Annotated in this window: 14 protein-coding genes; 8 read left to right on the top strand and 6 right to left on the bottom strand. The window is 72.7% G+C overall.

Going from position 1 to position 19,878, the window contains the following annotated elements; all coding sequences use genetic code 11:
* Positions 1-45 precede the first annotated feature (45 nt).
* From E6P78_RS03630 to E6P78_RS03610, 5 genes are all read right to left on the bottom strand, one after another.
* A complete protein-coding gene (locus tag E6P78_RS03630) occupies positions 46-2,220 on the bottom strand; it encodes a bifunctional glycosyltransferase family 2 protein/CDP-glycerol:glycerophosphate glycerophosphotransferase (RefSeq protein ID WP_136202009.1) in 2,175 nt (724 codons plus the stop codon).
* Positions 2,221-2,529: 309 nt separating this feature from the next.
* Positions 2,530-3,453 (bottom strand): carbohydrate ABC transporter permease, encoded by a 924-nt coding sequence (locus E6P78_RS03625; protein ID WP_136202008.1) that lies wholly within the window; start codon positions 3,451-3,453, stop codon positions 2,530-2,532.
* Positions 3,450-4,874, bottom strand: coding sequence for a sugar ABC transporter permease (locus E6P78_RS03620; RefSeq protein ID WP_136202007.1), 1,425 nt, complete (start codon positions 4,872-4,874; stop codon positions 3,450-3,452). Before E6P78_RS03620 ends, E6P78_RS03625 begins: the two co-directional genes overlap by 4 nt.
* Positions 4,875-4,878: 4 nt before the next feature.
* The gene (locus E6P78_RS03615; RefSeq protein ID WP_206307711.1) at positions 4,879-6,249 is read right to left on the bottom strand and encodes an ABC transporter substrate-binding protein; all 1,371 of its coding nucleotides are present in this window, start codon (positions 6,247-6,249) and stop codon (positions 4,879-4,881) included.
* Between the two features lie 306 nt (positions 6,250-6,555).
* Complete coding sequence (locus E6P78_RS03610; protein WP_136202006.1) at positions 6,556-9,987, bottom strand: FHA domain-containing protein; 3,432 nt, start codon at positions 9,985-9,987, stop codon at positions 6,556-6,558.
* 487 nt (positions 9,988-10,474) lie between these two features.
* Between E6P78_RS03610 and E6P78_RS03600 the strand changes: the two genes are divergently transcribed.
* The 4 genes from E6P78_RS03600 (at position 10,475) to E6P78_RS03585 (ending at position 15,815) form a co-directional block, all read left to right on the top strand.
* On the top strand, positions 10,475-12,163 hold the full coding sequence (locus E6P78_RS03600) for a serine/threonine-protein kinase (protein WP_136202005.1): 1,689 nt from the start codon (positions 10,475-10,477) through the stop codon (positions 12,161-12,163).
* A gap of 207 nt (positions 12,164-12,370) precedes the next feature.
* Positions 12,371-13,612, top strand: a complete 1,242-nt coding sequence (locus E6P78_RS03595; RefSeq protein ID WP_136202004.1) for a protein kinase — start codon at positions 12,371-12,373, stop codon at positions 13,610-13,612.
* A 91-nt stretch (positions 13,613-13,703) separates the two neighbouring features.
* Entirely contained in the window at positions 13,704-14,810 is a 1,107-nt protein-coding gene (gene prfB / locus E6P78_RS03590; protein WP_136202003.1) for a peptide chain release factor 2, read from the top strand.
* A gap of 303 nt (positions 14,811-15,113) precedes the next feature.
* Positions 15,114-15,815 carry an LPXTG cell wall anchor domain-containing protein gene (locus E6P78_RS03585; RefSeq protein WP_136202002.1) on the top strand — a complete coding sequence of 234 codons (702 nt, stop codon included), beginning with the start codon at positions 15,114-15,116 and terminating at the stop codon, positions 15,813-15,815.
* A gap of 96 nt (positions 15,816-15,911) precedes the next feature.
* Here E6P78_RS03585 and E6P78_RS03580 read toward each other — a convergent pair whose 3' ends face one another.
* Positions 15,912-16,109, bottom strand: a complete 198-nt coding sequence (locus E6P78_RS03580; RefSeq protein WP_136202001.1) for a hypothetical protein — start codon at positions 16,107-16,109, stop codon at positions 15,912-15,914.
* A 269-nt stretch (positions 16,110-16,378) separates the two neighbouring features.
* Here E6P78_RS03580 and ftsE point away from each other — a divergent pair, with 269 nt between their 5' ends.
* From ftsE to smpB, 4 genes are all read left to right on the top strand, one after another.
* Positions 16,379-17,068 carry a cell division ATP-binding protein FtsE gene (gene ftsE, locus E6P78_RS03575; protein WP_026242629.1) on the top strand — a complete coding sequence of 230 codons (690 nt, stop codon included), beginning with the start codon at positions 16,379-16,381 and terminating at the stop codon, positions 17,066-17,068.
* Positions 17,069-17,091: 23 nt separating this feature from the next.
* Positions 17,092-18,009, top strand: a complete 918-nt coding sequence (ftsX, locus tag E6P78_RS03570; RefSeq protein ID WP_136202000.1) for a permease-like cell division protein FtsX — start codon at positions 17,092-17,094, stop codon at positions 18,007-18,009.
* Positions 18,010-18,132: 123 nt separating this feature from the next.
* The gene (locus E6P78_RS03565; protein WP_136201999.1) at positions 18,133-19,320 is read left to right on the top strand and encodes a S41 family peptidase; all 1,188 of its coding nucleotides are present in this window, start codon (positions 18,133-18,135) and stop codon (positions 19,318-19,320) included.
* A gap of 18 nt (positions 19,321-19,338) precedes the next feature.
* Complete coding sequence (gene smpB, locus E6P78_RS03560; protein ID WP_136201998.1) at positions 19,339-19,827, top strand: SsrA-binding protein SmpB; 489 nt, start codon at positions 19,339-19,341, stop codon at positions 19,825-19,827.
* Positions 19,828-19,878 lie beyond the last annotated feature (51 nt).

Here is a 19,878-nt window from a genome sequence, read left to right as displayed (position 1 = left end):
ACCGGACACGTACCGGTGGCGGGCCCTTCGTCAGGTGCTAGCGGGTCAGACGGTCCCGGCGGCGGGCGGCTCCTCGCCCAGCAGGACCCGGCGCACCACGCGCTCGGCGGCGCGGCCGTCGTCGTACGGGCAGAACCGCTCCTTGAAGGCCTTCAGCAGCGCCTCGTTCTCCGGGCTGTCCCAGCTGCCGTCGGTGAAGATCGCCGCCAGCTCCTCGGTGGTCGTGGCGACGGCGCCCGGGGTCTCGCCCGGCTTGCCGGACAGCAGGTCGAAGACGACACCGCGGACGGTGCGGTACGTCTCCCAGTCCGGGGCGTGGATCACGATCGGGCGGCTCAGGTGGGCGTAGTCGAACATCACCGAGGAGTAGTCCGTGATCAGCGCGTCCGCCGCCAGGCACAGGTCCTCGATGCGGGGGTAGGTGGAGACGTCGATGATCGACGCGCTCTCGGGCAGCCCCGCCCCGCCGTAGAAGTAGTGCGCGCGCACCATGACCACGGTGTCCGGGCCGACCTCCGCGCAGAACCTGTCCAGGTCCAGGCGGCTGGTGAAGCCGGACTCGTAGTCGCGGTGGGTCGGCGCGTACAGCAGGGCCCGCTGGCCGGGGCGGATGCCGAGGTCCTCGCGGATCTCGGCGATCTGCTCCTCGGTCGCCGTCGCGAAGACGTCGTTGCGCGGGTAGCCCGTCTCCAGCGAACGCGCGGCGCTCGGGAAGGCGCGGGACCACACCTCGGTGGAGTGCGGGTTGGCGGAGACGCTCCAGTCCCAGCGGTCGACGCGCTTGAGCAGCCGGTCGAAGTTGAGTCCCTGGGCGGCCGCCGGGTAGTTCTGCTGGTCCATGCCCATGATCTTCAGCGGGGTGCCGTGATGGGTCATCACATGGATCTGGCCGGGGCGCTTGACCAGGTGGTCGGGGAAGTTGACGTTGTTGAAGAAGTACGTGGCGCGGGCCAGCACCGACCAGTAGCGGCGGGTCCCGGGCACCACGTAGTCGATGCCCTTGGGCATCGAGTCCACCTGGTTCTTCGACACCACCCACACCCCGTGGATGTCGGGGGCCAGCTCCCTCGCCTTGCGGTAGATCGCCTCGGGGTTGCAGCTGACGCCGCGGTTCCAGTAGGCGGCGTAGACGGCGAGCTTGGGGTCGAGCGGGAGCTTGCGCTGCGCCTTGTAGTAGCGCGCGGTGAACGACTTCTTCGCCTTGGCCCGGGCCGTGGTGGGCGCGGAGCGCAGGCTGCGGCGGGTGGCGAGCGCGGTGTCCAGGGCGCCGAGCGCGGCGTACTTGCCGCCGCCCATCAGCTGCGGGCGCAGGCCCTTGGCGCCGCCGGGGAACTTGAAGCCGTCCGGGCGGTGGGCGCCGTGGAAGGCGGCGACCGCGCTGACGTACTGCCGGCGGCGCTTGGTCACCGTCGGGTAGGCGGACAGCAGCTCCTGCACGGCCCGGTCGAAGAGGAGGCCGCGCACCCCCTTCAGGGCCGGGCGCGCCTCCACGAAGGTCATCAGGGCGTCGTACGCGTCGACGAGCTCCAGCGGCGTCGAGCCGCCCGACGGCTCGGCGTCGTCCACGAGGCCGGGCAGGTGGCGCTGCGTGCGGTGCTCGACGCAGGCCGTGTCCAGGGTGGCGACGGAAGCGGCGACGGCGACGACCTCCAGCGCGTACATCCGCTCGCCGTGCGGGCCGGGGCCGAAGGCCAGGCTCTCGCGCTCGGCGAGGGTGCGGCGGACCGCCCGGTTCCAGGACACCGGGGCGATGTCCAGGAGATCGGGGCGCTCGGCGAGGGTGAGCGGTCCTGCGGGCATCGCGCTCAGCTTCTCCAGCGAGCGGGTCGTCCGGGTCTTGCCGCGGAACGGGCGCTTGCGGTGGCCGAACAGCAGCACGTCCGGGTCGCCGGTGGACTCCAGCCGGTCGGCGACGGCCTGCAGCGCGCCGGGCAGGTGGATGTAGTGGCCCTCCAGGAAGAGGAGGTAGTCCCCGGTCGCCCGCTCGGCGCCGGCGTTGCGCCGTCCGTGCGCGCCGACGCCCGGCGCCAGGTGCACGGCCTGTACGCGGCTGTCGCGCGCGGCGAACTCGTCCAGGACCAGGCCCGAGCCGTCCGGGGCACCGTCGTCGACCCCGATGACCTCGATGTCCGTGAACGACTGGGAGAGCACCGACTCCAGGCACTCGCGCAGACTGCCTCGGGCGCGGCGGACGGGGATGATGACACTCAGCCGGGGCATACGGACTCTTTCTCGGACTGTGCGTACTGGAAGGCACACAGCGTACTGGGGGTGCACTCCGCAGGACGGTCAGGGGGCGGGCAGACGTACGAGGGTCGAAGAGACGGGCGCGTCGGGCCCGGATGACTGGTCGACCGCGCGGCTGATAAAGGCCCCACTTATCATACTACCTGGGACAGTAAGTGGACCTTGGGCAATTAGGGGCGCACGGGTAGATGCCGGGCGCCCCGGCCCGTGCGCAGCGGTGCGGGGCGGCCCGCGCCTGCCGGACCGCCCCGCCCTGTCACGTATCCACGCGCATCCGGCCGGCTATTTGACCGCCCCCGCCATCACGCCCGAGACGAACTGGCGCTGGAAGGCGAAGAAGACCGCCAGCGGAATCACCATCGAGATGAAGGCGCCGGGCGCCAGCACGTCGATGTTGTTGCCGAACTGCCGCACCTGCTGCTGGAGCGCCACCGTGATCGGCGGCGACCCGGAGTCCGCGAAGATCAGCGCGACCAGCATGTCGTTCCAGACCCAGAGGAACTGGAAGATTCCGAGCGAGGCGATCGCCGGCCCGCCCAGCGGCATCACGACCCGGGTGAAGAGACGGATCTCGCCCGCCCCGTCCAGCCGTGCCGCCTCCAGCAGCTCCCGGGGGATCTCCGCGAAGAAGTTGCGCAGCAGGAAGATCGCGAAGGGCAGGCCGAAGGCCGTGTGGAAGAGGATCACCCCGAGCGTCGTCTCGAAGATCCCGATCTCGCCGAAGAGCTTCGAGACGGGGATCAGCGCGACCTGCACCGGGACCACCAGCAGCCCCACGACCAGCAGGAACCACCAGTCCCGGCCGGGGAAGTCCATCCAGGCGAACGCGTACCCGGCGAGCGAGCCGATCACCACGACCAGGGCCGTGGAGGGAACGGTGATCAGGATGGTGCTGAACAGCGAGTGGGTGAACGTCGAATTGTCCAGCAGCCGGGAGTAGTTGTCGAAGGTCAGCTCGGACGGGGCGGTGAAGATCTTCCACCAGCCGGTCGACGCGATCCGTTCCGGGCTGCGCAGCGAGGACAGCAGCAGCCCGATGGTCGGCATCAGCCAGAACAGGCCCACCAGGATCAGGAAGACCCGCATCACGCCGCCGCCCGCACGCGCCGCGACCCGTGCGCCCAGCGACCGCCGGGCCTTCACCGCGCCGGTGTCCGGGGCGCCGCCCGGCCCGGCGGGGGCGGTGGTGGCCGAGGGAGTCGTCATCGGCGCCCCTCCTTCCGTATCCGCCTGATGTTGAAGAGCATCACCGGGATCACCAGCAGCAGCAGGAGTACGGCGATGGCGCTGCCGACCCCCAGGTCCGCGTCCGTGCCGAACGAGGACCGGTAGAGCTGGAGCGCCAGCACGTTCGCGTCGTCCTGGGACGAGCCCGGCGCGATGATGAACACCAGGTCGAAGATCTTGAGCACGTTGATCATCAGCGTGACCAGCACCACCGCGAGGACCGGGGCGAGCATCGGCACGGTGATCCGGCGGAACACCTGCCACTCGTTGGCCCCGTCCACCCGGGCCGCTTCGAGGAGTTCACGCGGCAGACCGGCGAGGCCCGCCGCGATCAGCACCATGGCGAAGCCCGCCCACATCCAGACGTAGCTCCCGATGATGCCGGGCGTCACGAGGGTCGGGCCGAGCCAGTCCACGCCGTTGTACGGCTCCTTGAAGTTGGACGCCGGGAGGCGGAGTTCGGCGCCGTCCGCGGAGGCGGGCAGCGTGAACGTACCGTCGTCGCCGGCGGTGGCCGACGCGACCACCTCGCCGTCCTTGACCGCCTCCACCTTGATGCCGGCGAGCCCCAGCTCCTTGGCGTCGATGACGTTGGGCTTGCCCCCGCCGCCCTTGGTGAAGTCCAGCCACGCGGTGCCGGTGATCTCTCCGTCGGTCCCCGGCCCGGGGGCCCCGGCCGGCTTCGCGTCACTCGGCATCTTCGTGGGAACCACGCCGACCAGGGGCAGTTGGACCGGCTGCCCGGCCCGTACCGGCGTCTTCGTCACGAAGGCCCCGCCGCCCGCCGCCTTCAGCGGGTGGACGGGCAGCGGGTGCGCCTTGGGGAAGCCCGCCGACTCGGCGAACGTGTCGTGCACGCCCACCCACACGGCGTTGGCCACCCCGCGCTCCGGCGCCTGGTCGTACACCAGCCGGAAGATGATGCCCGCGGCGAGCATCGAGATCGCCATCGGCATGAAGACGACCAGCTTGAACGCCGTGCCCCAGCGGATGCGCTCGGTCAGCACCGCGAAGATCAGCCCGAGCGCGGTGGCGACCGTCGGCGCGAACACGACCCAGATCGCGTTGTTCTTGACCGCCGTACGGATGGTGTCGTCCGTGAACAGCGCCTTGTAGTTGTCGATGCCGGCGAAGCCCGTACCCGCCTGGTCGAAGAACGACCGGTAGACGGAGTACACGATCGGGTACACCACCAGCGCCCCGAGCAGCACCAGCGCGGGCAGCAGGAAGAGCGCCGCGATCACCCTGCGGGTGCCGGTCACGCTCCGCCGGCCGCGCACGCCGGGGGAGCCGGAGGGCGCGGGCCCGCCCTTCCTGGGGGCGGGTACCGAAGTCCCGCCGGGGGGTTGCCTGTCGGCGGGGCGCGCCTCGTCGGCGCCCCCCGCTGCCGCTGTCGTCATCCCGTCAGCTCTTGTACGCCTTGGCCGCCGCGGACTCCAGCTCGGCTTGAGTCCCCGCGATGTCCTTCGGGTTCTTCAGGAAGTCCTGGAGGATCTTCCACTCGCCCTTGCCGGGCGTCCCGCCGAACGACTGCGGGGCCTGGTCGGACATGTCGAACCGGACGGCGTCACCGGCCGCGATCAGCGCCTTCGCCATCGTGCGCTGCACCTCGTTGGGGTACGCGCCCGGGTCCAGCTCCTTGTTCGGCGAGATGAACCCGCCCTGCTCGGCGGCGATCTTCGCCGCGTCGGTGGAGGCCAGCCAGGTCAGCAGCGCCTGGGCACCCTTGCCGTCCTTCAGCGCCACCGCCGCGTCGCCCCCGGTCACCACGGGCGACTCGGCGCCGACCGCGGGGAACGGGAAGACCTTCGCGTCCGTACCGATCTTCGCCTTGGTCTGGGCGATGTTGACGCCGACGAAGTCGCCCTCGTAGACCATGGCGGCCTTGGGCTGGTCGCCGCCGGTAAAGGTCTGGGTGACCGACGCCGGGAACTCGGTCTGCAGCGCGCCGTCGGCACCACCCGCGATCAGGGACGGCTTGCCGAACAGCTGGGCCAGCGTGGTCAGCGCGTCCTTGACGGACGGGTCCGTCCACTTGATCTTGTGCTGGGCCAGCTGGTCGTACTTCTCCGGGCCCGCCTGGGAGAGGTAGACGTTCTCGAACCAGTCGGTGAGCGTCCAGCCGTCCGCGCCGCCGACCGAGACCGGGGTGATGCCCGACGCCGACACCGTCTCGGCCGTCGCCAGGAAGTCCTTCCAGGTCTTCGGCTCGGACGCGCCGGCGTCCTCGAACACCTGGGTGTTGTACCAGACCAGCGACTTGTTGGCGGCCTTGTAGTAGACGCCGTACTGGGTGCCGTCCACCGCGCCGAGGTCCTGCCAGACCTGGGCGTAGTTCTTGGTGAGCTGGGCCTTCGCCTCGTCACCGACCGGCTTCGCCCACTTCTTCGCCACGGCCTGCTGGATCGCCCCGACCTGCGGGATCACCGCGACGTCCGGCGGCTGCCCGCCCGCGATCTTCGTACCGAGGAAGTTGACGATCGGGTCCTGCGCCGGGACGAACGTCACCTTCGCGCCGGTGCGCTTCTCGAACTCCTTGAGGACCTTGACGAAGTTGGCCTGTTCGGGACCCGTCCAGACCGCGGCGACAGAGAGCTTCTCACCGTCCAGTTTCGGTAAAACGACGCTCGGCGTGGAGCCCTTGCCCGTCGTGGAGCCGCCTTCGTCCGTCTTCTTGTCTCCGCCGTCACCGTCGTCGCCGCAACCGGTGAGGGCCATTGCGCCGATGGCGGCGAACACCACGGCCGCCCTGCGCATCCGAAGGGTTGTGCCCATTCCTGCCCCGTCTCTCTGTGCGCGTGCGCCGAACCGGCGCCGGTCCTGAAAGCCGGTGCTGCCGGTCCCGCGTCACGTCGTCGTGTGCGCACAGTCCTACGCCCGGCTTCCGGGCGCCGCAATACCGTCTCCGGGCCCAAGTCCTTGATCGTGATGGGCTCGTGACGTCGCCTCAGTACGCGTACCCGGCCATGTGGGGGCGAGGGGCCCGCCGCGCTCCGGCGCCGCTGGGGGACGGCCGCGGCACGACTCCGGGAACACACGGGTGCCCGTAGGGGCGGCCCGTGCGCGATGTGCGGGGTTTCGTCAGACGTGCAGGGGGGTGAGCGGTTCCGCGTTCACCGAGCGGGCCGCCCTCTCCAGGGCGCTGGCGAGCAGCGCCAGGTCCGTCGGCCCGTTGCCGAGCTCGCGGACCGGGCGGCGGGTCGGCGGGTCGCCCATCCGCTCCCACTCCAGCGGGACGACCGTCGGCCGCAGCGTCGCCGTACGCGGGATGCGGCCCGTCACCCGGCCGCCCTGGAACGGCGTCACCCGCCCGTCCGGATGCCCGAGCCGGCCCCGGCCCGGCGCCGGTTCGTCCGGCGAGGGCGGGACCGCCGGCGGGTCGAGCACGATGCGCAGCCGCGCCCCACGGGCCAGCTCGGTGTCCTCCGTACGGTCGGGGCGGGCCGAGGCAGCGACCAGGTGGATGCCCAGCCGGCCGCCGTCCCTGGCCACCGCCTCCAGCGCCCGCACCACCGAACCGGCGGCGGGCCGGCCCGGGCTGCCGAGCGCCGGGGCTATGAGCGCGTCGAAGTCGTCCACGAGCACGACCAGCCGGGGCAGCGGCGAGGGCCCCGGGTCCACGGTCCGGCCGGCGGCCGGGCGCAGCCGCAGGGTGCCGCTCAGCGGCGCCTCGATGTCGCCCCGCTGCTCGGACGCACTGGGAGAGCGCTGCCCGACCAGCCGCTGGGCCGCCTCGGGGGCCGGGGCCGTCTGCTGCGCCGGGATCGGCGCCGCAGCCTGCCCCGCCTCGTGCCGGCTGTGCCACTCGGCGAAGTCCAGCCCGCCCAGGAGCTCGGCGCGCCGCTTCACCTCGCCGCCCAGCGCCTGGGCGAACTCCCGCATCCTGACCGGGTCGGAGGCCACCAGGTGCGTGAACGCGTGCGGCAGCTCGGTGCAGGGACGCAGGCTCTCGCCGCGCTCCCCGCCCGCCCCGTCGACCAGCACGATGCCCAGGCGGTCCGGCCGGGCCGCCGCAGCCAGTGACGCGGCGACGGCCCGCAGCAGCTCGGTACGCCCGCTGCCGCCGGGCCCCTCGATGAGCAGGTGCGGCCCCTCGTCGGCGAGATCCACACTCACCGGTCCCCGGGGCCCGGCCCCGAGCACGACGACCGGACGCCCGGCGTAGACGGCGGGGCGCGGCACGGGGGTGGCGGTGCGGGTCTCGGTGCCGGTGCGGGCGGTGCCGGTGCGGGCGGTGCCGCTGTGCGTCTCGGTGCCGGTACGGGCGGCGCTCGGATACGGGGTGCGGCCGGAGCCGCCGGTGGTGGGGCCCGGGTACCGGGAACGCCCCGACCCGGGGGAGTCCAGGGCCTCCGCCGACGTCCGCTGCGCGCCCACGCGCGGGGCCGCCGTACGGGCCTCGCTGCCCGCTCCCCGTACCGTCGCCCCCGGCTGGTCGTCCGCCGTCGACGCCCAGCGGGCCATCAGGGACGCCGGGGTGGCGCGGGCCAGGCCCAGCTCGTCCAAGAGGCGCGCGGACGGCGGGAGCGCCACCGGGGCCTGGCGGGCCGGCAGCGCGGCCGAGCCCTCCGCGCGCAGCGGGGCCAGCGCCCGGCCGAACCGCTGCGCCCAGTGCGCCGAGACGGCGTCCACCGCCGCGACCGTGCCGTGGCCCGCCGCGCGCCCGCCCGTCGTGCGCAGCAGCCGCAGCGCCGTCGCCACGTCGCCGCTCAGCATCCCCACCGCCCCGCACTCGCGGAAGGCGATCGACGCGTGGCACGCCGCCTCGTACGTCGCGGCGACCGGGGAGGTGGGCGTGGCGGCCGAGGTCTCCGCCAGACAGATCAGATGGATGCCCGCCGCCGCACCGGCCGCGGCCAGCCGGGCCGTGTTCTCCCGGAGCACCGCCGCGCCCGGATCGCCGTCCAGGATCACCACGGTGAACGGGCCCTCGTACTGCCGGGCCGCCTCGGCGACCGTGTCGGGGTCCACGCTCGCCCAGCCGGGGCCCAGCGGCCCGTCGTCCAGCCGGCGCACCAGCTCCGCCGTCCTGGCGAGCGCCTGGTCGCGGTCGTACGCCAGCAGCAGCCGGCAGTCCTGGCCGTGCATCGGCCGCAGGTGGGGCAGCCAGCCCAGCCACGCCCACTCGCGGCGCCGCTCCTCCGTGGTCCGGGCCCGGTCCGTGCTGATCAGCACGATCTCCAGATCGGTGGGGGAGTGCAGCGCGGCCAGCTGCGCCACGGCGGACCGGGCGAGTCCGGACAGCCGCTCCCGGGGCCCGGCGAGCCCCAGCGAACCGGCCTCCCGCAGCCCGACGGTCACCGGCACGGCGGGCAGGTCGGCCCGGTCGGTCGTGCCCAGCCGGACCACCAGCGCCTCCGGGTGCGCGGGCTCGCGCTCCCACAGCCGGGGGCCCGGGCCGAGGGCGGTCAGCAGGACGGACGCCGGATCGGGCCAGGTGCCCTCCGGGGCGGTGGGCAGCGGGGTGAACGTGGCGGCGGGGGCGGGCGGGGCGGCCGCCTCGGGGGCGCTCGTGGGCACGGGCTCGGTCCTGCCGCCCTTGAGGCGGCGGGCCCAGGCGCCTATGCCGCCGCGCCGGGGCGCCTCCTGCTCCGGGAAGCGGCCGGGATGCCCGGCCGAGGAGCCCGGCCGGAACCCGGTGTCGGCGTCGGGTGCGGGACGGTCGTGGCCGGATGCCGGGCGGTCGTGGTCGGGCCGGTGGCCTCCTGCGGGGCCGGGGCCGGGGCCGGGGCCGGGGCCAGTGCCGAGGCCGGCGTAGGCGGCGGGGGCGTCCGGGCCGTCGTACGCGGGGTCGGAGCCGTCCCCGTCCCCGTCCCCGTCCCCGGCCCCGTCGCCGTGGCCGAGGTCGGGGGCGGGGACGCCCGGGGCCTTGGCCACGCGCAGGTGGCCCTCGCCGTCCGGGGCCGTCCGCAGCGTCGGCGTACGCGCGCCGGAGGTGAGCTTCAGCGTCGATTCGCCGAGCCGCAGCAGCGCGCCGGGCTTGAGCAGGACCGGGCGGTCGCGGACCTCCGCCCCGTCCAGCGAGGTGCCGTTGGTGGAGCCCAGGTCGGCCACCGTGACCCGGCCGTCGTCGGAGACCGTGACCTCGCAGTGCAGCCGGGACACATCGGGGTCGTCCAGCGGGACATCGGCCTCGGCCGAGCGGCCGATCCGGATCGTGCCGCCGTGCAGCAGATGGACCCCGCCCGCGTCCGGACCGGCGACCACCCGCAGCTGGGCGGGGACGGCGTCGTCCGCCGTCTCGTCCTCGCCCGGCGCCTGGAGCGAGAGCACCGCCCCGTCCACCAGGGGCGGCTCACCGAGCGCGCACCGCTGTGCGTCCAGCCGCTCCCGCCCGGCGAAGAGCACCACCGCGCCGCTGCCGAGGGAGCCGTCGGGACCGGCGACGGCCATGGCCAGGCCGGACGCGACGGCGGCCAGCGCCGTCCCCGCGGGGGCGGTGACCAGCACATCGCAGGCGCGCGCCGGGGTCTGGCCGCTGGGCGGCGCGAGGACGGTCAGCCGGATCTGCATCGCCGTCAGCGGTCCCTTCTGCGCGCGGTGCCCGGCAGGGGGAACGCCCTGTGATTCCCCCCACCCGGCACGGACGCGTCGTCCGGTACAGGTTCGTCACGGACCGCGGGGCTCCCGACCCCACAGTCGTGCTGGAGGCATCCTCGCACCTGCCACTGACAACACGCCCGAGGGTGACCAGTAAGTGATCTTGAAAGGTCTGCTGTGGCCCCAAAAGTGCCGCATGACCGGTTCGCCCGGCGCCCGCGTCCGGCCCCGCCCGGCGCCCGCGTCCGGCCCCGCCCGGCAACCATCCGGTCCGCGCCGACGTCTTCCCCCGCGACCGGTGCGCGCGGGGGAGCGGATACCGCACATCAGGAGATAGCAGACAAACGGGTAACCTTCCCGACCCGGCCGACCTCAGTGCGACAGCCTCTAGAGTGGGCCGGAAACTCCGGAGGGACATCCGGGGACCGCAAAGCACCACGATCAGCAGGGAGCGCATGACGTGCGGCCGGTAGGCAGCAAGTACCTGCTCGAGGAGCCGCTGGGACGCGGCGCCACGGGCACCGTCTGGCGCGCCCGCCAGCGCGAGGAGGCGGGCGCCGAGGCGGCCGTGGCCGGCCGGCCGGGCGAGGCCGTGGCGATCAAGGTCCTCAAGGAGGAGCTGGCCAACGACGCGGACGTCGTGATGCGGTTCCTGCGGGAACGCTCCGTCCTGTTGCGGCTGACCCACCCCAACATCGTGCGCACCCGCGACCTCGTCGTCGAGGGCGACCTCCTAGCCCTCGTGATGGACCTGATCGACGGCCCCGACCTGCACCGCTACCTCCGCGACAACGGCCCGCTCACTCCGGTCGCCGCCGCCCTGCTCACCGCGCAGATCGCCGACGCGCTCGCCGCCAGCCACGCCGACGGCGTCGTCCACCGCGACCTGAAGCCCGCCAACGTGCTGCTGTCCGAGCCCGACGGCGAGATGCGCCCGATGCTCACCGACTTCGGCATCGCCCGCCTCGCCGACTCCCCGGGCCTGACCAGGACCCACGAGTTCGTCGGCACCCCGGCGTACGTGGCGCCGGAGTCGGCCGAGGGCCGCCCGCAGACCTCCGCCGTCGACATCTACGGCGCCGGCATCCTGCTGTACGAGCTGCTCACCGGCCGTCCGCCGTTCGCCGGCGGCACCGCGCTCGAAGTCCTGCACCGGCACCTCAGCGAGGAGCCCCGCCGCCCCGGCACCGTCCCGGCGCCGCTGTGGACGGTCGTCGAGTGCTGCCTGAGCAAGGACCCGGACCGCCGGCCGAGCGCCGAGAGCCTGGCCCGTGCCCTGCGTACCGTCGCCGCCGGCATCGGCGTCCACGCGAACGCCGAGCAGATCGCGGCCGCCGACGGCGTCGGGGCCCTCCTCGCGCCCGACCCGGCGCCCACCGCCGTCCCGGAGGTCCCCGGAGCGGCCGACCCGACCCAGGTGCTGCCGAGCAACGCGGGCGCGTACGACCCGAACGCGGCCACCGGCATCCTGCCGCCCAGCGGCGGACCGGGCGACGGCCCCCAGGCCGATCCGACCGCAGTCCTGCCGCCCGTGCCGCCGGGCCCCGACAGCGCCCCGCGCCCCGACGAGCCGCACCCCTGGCAGTCCCAGCTCCAGGCCGCCCGCGACCGCAACGAGCAGACGCAGGTCCAGTACCTCGACCCGAGTCAGGACCCGCTGCGCCGCCGTCCGCAGCGCCAGCAGCCCCAGCCGCAAGAGCCGCAGCGCCGCCAGCAGCAGTACCCCCCGCAGCAACAGCCGCAGCAGTACCCGCAGCGCCAGCAACGGCAGCAGCAGTACCAACCGCAGCCGCAACAGCAGTACCCCCCGCAGCAACAGCAGTACCAACCGCAGCCGCAACAGCGGTACCAGCCCCAGCCCCAGCCGTACGCGCCGCCGCAGCAGCCCCAGCAGCCCCAGCAGCCCGCGCAGCGTCCGCCCCGGGAGCCGAGGCAGCGCAGCGCCAACCCGATGAAGATCCCCGGGCTCGGCTGCCTCAAGGGCTGCCTGTTCACGCTCGTCCTGCTCTTCGTGGCGAGCTGGCTGATCTGGGAACTGACCCCGCTCAAGGACTGGATCGGCGAGGGCCAGAGCTACTGGCACGCGATCACCGACGCCGTCTCCACGGTGAAGGACTGGATCTCCGAGCTGGGCGGCAGCGGAGCCTGACCGGGGCGCCACCGGGCGGCCGGAAAACCCTGGCCGGCCGCACAACTCTGTAGCTATATCGACTTCCGCGGACCAATTCCGCGGCAATTCGCCCGCAGAAGTGAAGGTTGGCGCCAACCACGGCGCACAGGCCCCCGATCGCCGCGTAACTTTGTCGACCGGGGGTTGTTGAGCGAGGGTCCATCGCCAGCCGCTGAGGGAGCAGTCTTGGCACGGAAAATCGGCAGCCGGTACACCGCCCACCAGATACTGGGGCGCGGCAGCGCCGGCACGGTGTGGCTCGGGGACGGCCCCGAGGGGCCCGTGGCCATCAAACTGCTCCGCGAGGACCTGGCGTCCGACCAGGAGCTCGTCGGCCGCTTCGTCCAGGAGCGCACCGCGCTGCTCGGCCTCGACCATCCGCACGTCGTCGCCGTCCGCGACCTCGTGGTCGACGGCAACGACCTGGCCCTCGTCATGGACCTGGTCCGGGGCACCGACCTGCGCACCCGGCTCGACCGCGAACGCCGGCTGGCCCCCGAGGCCGCCGTCGCCATCGTCGCGGACGTCGCCGACGGCCTCGCCGCCGCGCACGCCGCCGGGATCGTCCACCGCGACGTCAAGCCCGAGAACATCCTGCTCGACATGGAGGGGCCGCTCGGCCCCGGCAACGCGCACCCCGCACTGCTCACCGACTTCGGCGTCGCCAAGCTCATCGACACCCCGCGCCGCACCAAGACCACCAAGATCATCGGCACCCCGGACTACCTGGCCCCCGAGATCGTCGAGGGCCTGCCGCCGCGCGCCGCCGTCGACATCTACGCGCTGGCCACCGTGTTGTACGAGCTCCTCGCGGGCTTCACGCCGTTCGGCGGCGGCCACCCCGGCGCGGTCCTGCGCCGCCATGTCACCGAGACCGTCGTCCCGCTCCCCGGCATCCCCGACGAGCTGTGGCAGCTGCTCGTCCAGTGCCTCGCCAAGGCCCCGGCCTCCCGGCTGCGCGCCTCCGAGCTGGCCGCCCGCCTCCGCGAGCAGCTGCCCCACCTGGCCGGCATACCGCCCCTGGACGTGGACGAGCCGGACGACGAGCCGGAGGAACCCCAGGGCTACGACGAGCAGCAGTACACCCCGGGCGGCGACGAGCCCCGCAGGCGCGGCGCCGTACCGCTGGTCCCGGGCTCGTCCCCGGACTCCAACCGGGACACCCACACGAGCATGCGCGTCCCGGCTCCCGACGAGCTGTCCGGCGGCCCCCGGGGCACCGCCCGCGCCCCGCGCGCCCCCGGCCGGCCCCGCCCCGGCTCGGCCCGCAACAAGTCGGCGGCCATCCGCAAGCGCCGGCTGACGCTGGGCGCGGCCGCGCTCGTGCTGGTGGCCGGGATCGGCGTGGGCGGCTGGTTCGCGCTGAGTGGCGACGACGCCGGCGACGGCCCGCAGGACACCGGGAACTCGGCCCCGGCGGTTCCCTGAGGCCCCCTGGACCCCGTGTCCCGGGCGGGCCGGCGGGCGGTGATCGGGCGGCCCGAGGAACGTACGCGTCGACAGCCGTTACGCTGGACCCGTGGCAGTCGTCGATATTTCCGAAGAGCTGAAGTCCCTCTCCTCGACCATGGGGTCGATCGAGGCCGTCCTGGACCTGGATGCGCTGAGGGGGGACATCGCCGTGCTCGAGGAGCAGGCGGCCGCCCCGTCCCTGTGGGACGACCCGGAGGCGGCGCAGAAGATCACCAGCAAGCTTTCGCACCTCCAGGCCGAGGTCCGCAAGGCCGAGGCCCTGCGCGGCCGGATCAACGACCTCGAAGTCCTCTTCGAGCTCGCCGAGGACGAGGGCGACGCCGACGCGCAGGCCGAGGCCGAGACCGAGCTGGAGGCCGTCCGCAAGGCGCTGGACGAGATGGAGGTCCGCACACTCCTGTCCGGCGAGTACGACGCGCGCGAGGCCCTGGTCACCATCCGGGCCGAGGCCGGCGGTGTCGACGCCGCGGACTTCGCCGAGCGGCTCCAGCGGATGTACCTGCGCTGGGCCGAGCGGCACAACTACAAGACCGAGGTCTACGAGACGGCGTACGCCGAGGAGGCCGGCATCAAGTCGACCACCTTCGCCGTCGAGGTGCCGTACGCCTACGGCACGCTCTCCGTCGAGCAGGGCACCCACCGCCTCGTCCGCGTCTCCCCGTTCGACAACCAGGGCCGCCGCCAGACCTCCTTCGCGGGTGTCGAGGTGCTGCCCGTGGTCGAGCAGACGGACCACGTCGAGATCGACGAGTCCGACCTGCGCGTCGACGTCTACCGCTCCTCCGGCCCCGGCGGCCAGGGCGTCAACACCACGGACTCCGCGGTGCGCCTGACCCACCTGCCGACCGGCATCGTCGTCTCCTGCCAGAACGAGCGCTCGCAGATCCAGAACAAGGCGTCCGCGATGAACGTCCTCCAGGCGAAGCTCCTCGAGCGCCGCCGCCAGGAGGAGCAGGCGAAGATGAACGCCCTCAAGGGCGACGGCGGCAACTCCTGGGGCAACCAGATGCGTTCCTACGTCCTGCACCCGTACCAGATGGTCAAGGACCTGCGTACGGAGTTCGAGATGGGCAACCCGGAAGCGGTCTTCAACGGCGAGATCGACGGCTTCATCGAGGCCGGTATCCGCTGGCGCAAGCAGAGCGAGAAGTAACCGGCAGGCTGCTTCCCGCGGGCCGGATTGCGGAGAAGGTGTGGCGGGTGCGTCACAGTACTGGCCCTGAAAGGCCGTCAACTCCCCATGAAACCGGGCATACAGCCCCGGAACGGCCTTGACGTTCTCCTTAACTCTGGAAAGGGTGCTGGGGCAGCGTGTGTATGTCTGGACGGTTGTGAGCGGGGGCGGGCGGCATGGCCACGGCACCACGTGGGCCGGCGCTCGGAGCGAACCCCGCCGGACGACCACCCCGTACACCGCTGCTCCACTGACGAGAACGGCTACTGGGGGTAGCAGTACATGACGAAGAAGACGCGCGTACGCGTCGCGCGGATAGCGGCCTGCGCGGTCATCGCCGCGGGTGCCTCGCTGACCGCCGCGGGTGCGGCGCAGGCGGCCGGCATCGGCGTCAAGGTCGCGGGCGTGGAGATCGGCGTCCAGTCGTCGGCCGACGACCCGGGCGACGACGGCGACCCGTGCAGCCCGCTCGACCCGCGATGCGAGCCGACGGACCCGCCGACCGATCCGACCGACCCGAGTGACCCGCCGACCGACCCGACGGACCCCTCGGACCCGCCTACGGACCCGACGGACCCCTCGGACCCGCCGACCGATCCGACCGACCCGCCTACGGACCCGACCGACCCCACCACGGACCCGACCGACCCGACGGACCCCACCACGGACCCGACGGACCCGACGGACCCGACAACGGACCCGACGACGGACCCGACCGGATCGACCGACCCGACCACGGACCCGACGACCCCCGGTGACGGCAGCGCCACCGCCGGTCAGACCGGCACGTCCGGCGGCGGCGGCAACACCGACACTGACTCGGTCGGCAACCAGCCGGTCGAGCAGGGCAAGGGCAAGGACGAGCTCGCCGAGACCGGTGCGGCCGAGACCACGTTCCTGCTGGTCGGCGCCGCGACGATGATCGCCGGAGGCATCGGCTTCCGCTTCCTGCCGCGCCTGGTGAACAGCCGCACGGCCGCCTGAGGCCGCTGACGCGGAGCTACGAGAGGGGCCCGGACCGCCATCGGCGCGCCATCGGCGGTCCGGGCCCCTCCCGCGTGGGCCGGTGGCAGGTGTCGGTTACACGGTCTGGTGGGCCAGCAGGGCCAGGGCGCCCAGGAACACCACCAGCAGGGCGGCCAGCATCACGGGGCTGAGCCCGGCGAACGGGCCCTGTCCCTGCTCCCGCATCCGCTCGCGGCTCGCCCGGCACACGGGGCAGCGGCCCTCGGTCACGGGCGCCGCGCAGTTCGCGCACACCAGTCGGTCATAGGTCATGCGCTTTCCTCCTCCCGCGCGGCGGAGCCGCACAAGCAATCTCTCCGCACAACGCTCACGGAAACGCAACCGTTCCCCTACCACTGTGCCAGCTCGCGGGCGTTTCGGCCCGTCCCGCCGGGCACGCCCCGGCCGGCTTCCCCGCCGCACCGCCCCGGAATCGGGGCCGTTTCACCGTAAAACACCCATCCCGGTACGCGTGCCTGCACGCGTCAGCCCGGTTCGCGTATGGTCACGCTCACCTACTCCCGGCCGACCGTGGTGCATCCGTGATCCGATTCGACAACGTCTCCAAGACCTACCCGAAGCAGAGCCGTCCCGCTCTCCGGGATGTGTCTCTCGATATCGAGAAGGGCGAGTTCGTCTTCCTGGTGGGCTCATCCGGCTCCGGCAAGTCCACCTTCATGCGACTCATCCTGCGCGAGGAACGCGCCAGTACGGGGGCGGTCCACGTCCTGGGCAAGGACCTCGCGCGCATGTCCAACTGGAAGGTGCCGCACATGCGCCGCCAGCTGGGCACCGTCTTCCAGGACTTCCGGCTGCTGCCGAACAAGACCGTCGCCCAGAACGTGGCGTTCGCCCAGGAAGTGATCGGCAAGCCGCGCGGCGAGATCCGCAAGGCCGTGCCGCAGGTCCTCGACCTCGTCGGACTCGGCGGCAAGGAGGACCGGATGCCCGGCGAGCTCTCCGGTGGTGAGCAGCAGCGCGTGGCGATCGCGCGGGCCTTCGTCAACCGGCCCATGCTGCTGATCGCGGACGAGCCGACCGGCAACCTCGACCCGCAGACCTCGGTCGGCATCATGAAGCTGCTGGACCGGATCAACCGGACCGGCACCACCGTGATCATGGCGACCCACGACCAGAACATCGTCGACCAGATGCGCAAACGCGTCATCGAGCTCGAAAAGGGCCGTCTCGTACGCGACCAGGCGCGCGGCGTCTACGGCTACCAGCACTGAGCACCCAGCACTGAAAGGACGCCATGCGCGCCCAGTTCGTCCTGTCGGAGATCGGCGTCGGCCTCCGTCGCAACCTCACGATGACCTTCGCCGTCGTCGTCTCCGTCGCCCTCTCGCTCGCCCTGTTCGGTGGCGCGCTGCTCATGCGCGAGCAGGTCAGCACGATGAAGGACTACTGGTACGACAAGGTCAACGTCTCCATCTACCTCTGCGGCAAGGGCGACGCGGAGACGGTGGTCCAGTGCGCCAAGGGTGCGGTCACCAAGCAGCAGAAGAACGAGATCGAAGCCGATCTCAAGAAGATGGACGTCGTCGAGAAGGTGCTCTACGAGTCCTCCGACGAGGCGTACAAGCACTACCAGGAGGAGTTCGGCGACTCCCCGATGGCGGGCAACATCACGCCGGACCAGATGCCGGAGTCCTTCCGCGTCAAGCTGCACGACCCGACCAAGTACAAGGTGGTCGCCACCGCCTTCGCCGGGCGGGACGGGGTGCAGTCGGTCCAGGACCAGAGAAGCATCCTGGACAACCTCTTCGGCCTGATGAACGGCATGAACGTCGCCGCGCTGTTCGTGATGGCGCTGATGCTCGTCATCGCGCTGATGCTGATCGTCAACACCGTCCGCGTCTCCGCGTTCAGCCGGCGCCGGGAGACCGGCATCATGCGGCTCGTCGGCGCCTCCGGCTTCTACATCCAGGCGCCGTTCATCATGGAGGCCGCGTTCGCCGGGCTGATCGGCGGCGTGCTGGCGTGCGTCATGCTGCTGGCCGGGCGTTACTTCCTGATCGACGGCGGACTCGCCCTCCAGGACAAGCTGAATCTGATCGACTTCATCGGCTGGGACGCGGTCCTCACCAAGCTGCCGCTGGTGCTGGCGATCGGCCTTCTGATGCCCGCAGTCGCCGCTCTCTTCGCGCTGCGCAAGTACCTGAAGGTGTGACGTGCGCCCCCTGAGGCGCGCACCCAACACGCCATGCGCCCCCAGGACGTTGTCCCAGGGGTGTCCCGTCGATCAGGGCCGGGTCCGCCCCTGATCGACGGGACACCCCCTAGAATCAGCGCCATGTCGGACCCCGGTTGTCGCGTCGGGCCCCGCGGTCTGCGCCGCGGGGCGGCCCTGACGTTGGTCTTCGCGAGCGTCCTCGCCGCTGGGGCCGCGACCGGTGCGCTGCCCTACGGGGAGAAACAGGAACCCCCGGTGCACACCCGGTCCGTCGCCGCCACCGCCGACCGCGACGCGGTGGCCGAGGCCGCCGCCGAGGCGGTCGCCGACGGCAAGTCCGGTACGGAGGCGGCCGAGGAGGCCGTCAGCCGCAGCGGCGACCGCTGGGGTGCGGTGTACGACGAGCGGGAGTACCAGGAGTTCGAGCAGGCCCTCGACGGCACGTACACCGGCGTCGGGCTCGCCGCCAGGCGCTCCGCCGACGGGCAGGTCTCCGTCTCCCGCGTCCAGCCGGGCAGCCCGGCCGAGCGGGCGGACATCCGCTCCGGCGACCTGCTCCGCACGGTCGACGGCCGTCGCGTCGACCGCCTGCCGGTCTCCGACGTGGTGGCGCTGCTGCGCGGCGACGCCACCGGCGCCAAGGCGGGGAGCACGGTCAGCCTGGGCGTCCGGCGCGGGACCGTCACCCGGACCGAGACGCTGCGCCGGGCCCGGCTCGCCGTCGAGGCGGTGACCGTGCGGCGGATCGGGGCGGAGGGCTCCGGGGCGTCCGGGGCCGTGCTGATCGAGGTCGGCTCGTTCACCAAGGGCTCGGGTACGGCGGTGCGCGACGCGGTCCGGGAGGCGCCGGCGGGCGTCGGCGTGCTGCTGGACCTGCGCGGCAACCCGGGCGGGCTCGTCACCGAGGCGGTCACCGCGGCCTCCGCCTTCCTGGACGGCGGCCTGGTCGCCACGTACGACGTGCACGGTGAGCAGCACGCCCTGTACGCGCGGGCGGGCGGCGACACCGAGCGCCCCGTCGTCGTCCTCGTCGACGGCGGCACCATGAGCGCGGCCGAGCTGGTGACGGGCGCCCTCCAGGACCGGGGCCGCGCGGTCACGGTCGGCTCGCGCACCTTCGGCAAGGGCTCCGTCCAGATGCCGAGCAAGCTGGCCGGCGGTTCGGTGGCCGAGCTGACCGTGGGCCACTACCGCACGCCGGCCGGGCGCGGGGTCGACGGCAAGGGCATCACACCGGACCTCGCGGTCAGCTCGCGGGCCCAGGAGCGGGCCGAGACGGTATTGAGTGGCCTCGGGGGCGGGTCGTAGTGCGAAAATGGGCGCACTATGGCTAAGGAAAAGGACACCGGGCGCAAGCTCATCGCGCAGAACAAGAAGGCGCGCCACGACTACACCATCCTCGACACCTACGAGTGCGGCCTCGTGCTCATGGGCACCGAGGTCAAATCGCTGCGCATGGGCCGGGCGTCCCTGGTCGACGGCTTCGTCCAGATCGACGGCGGCGAGGCGTGGCTGCACAACATCCACGTGCCGGAGTACGTCCAGGGCACCTGGACCAACCACTCCGCCAAGCGCAAGCGCAAGCTGCTGATGCACCGGGCCGAGATCGACAAGTTGGAGTCGAAGTCGCAGGAGACCGGGCACACGATCGTGCCGCTCGCCCTGTACTTCCTCAACGGCCGGGTCAAGGTCGAGATCGCGCTCGCGAAGGGCAAGAAGGAGTACGACAAGCGCCAGACTCTGCGCGAGAAGCAGGACACCAGGGAGACGAACCGCGCGATCGCGGCGGCCCGCCGCCGCCAGCGGAGCGCCTGAGCGGGCCCCGGCACCGGCCGCCGGCCGGTCCGGCAGGAATAGGCTGGCATC

It is taken from the genome of Streptomyces sp. A0958, from assembly GCF_004795035.1.
In the GTDB taxonomy this organism is placed as follows: domain Bacteria; phylum Actinomycetota; class Actinomycetes; order Streptomycetales; family Streptomycetaceae; genus Streptomyces.
This window is presented reverse-complemented; position numbering and strand designations above follow the sequence as displayed.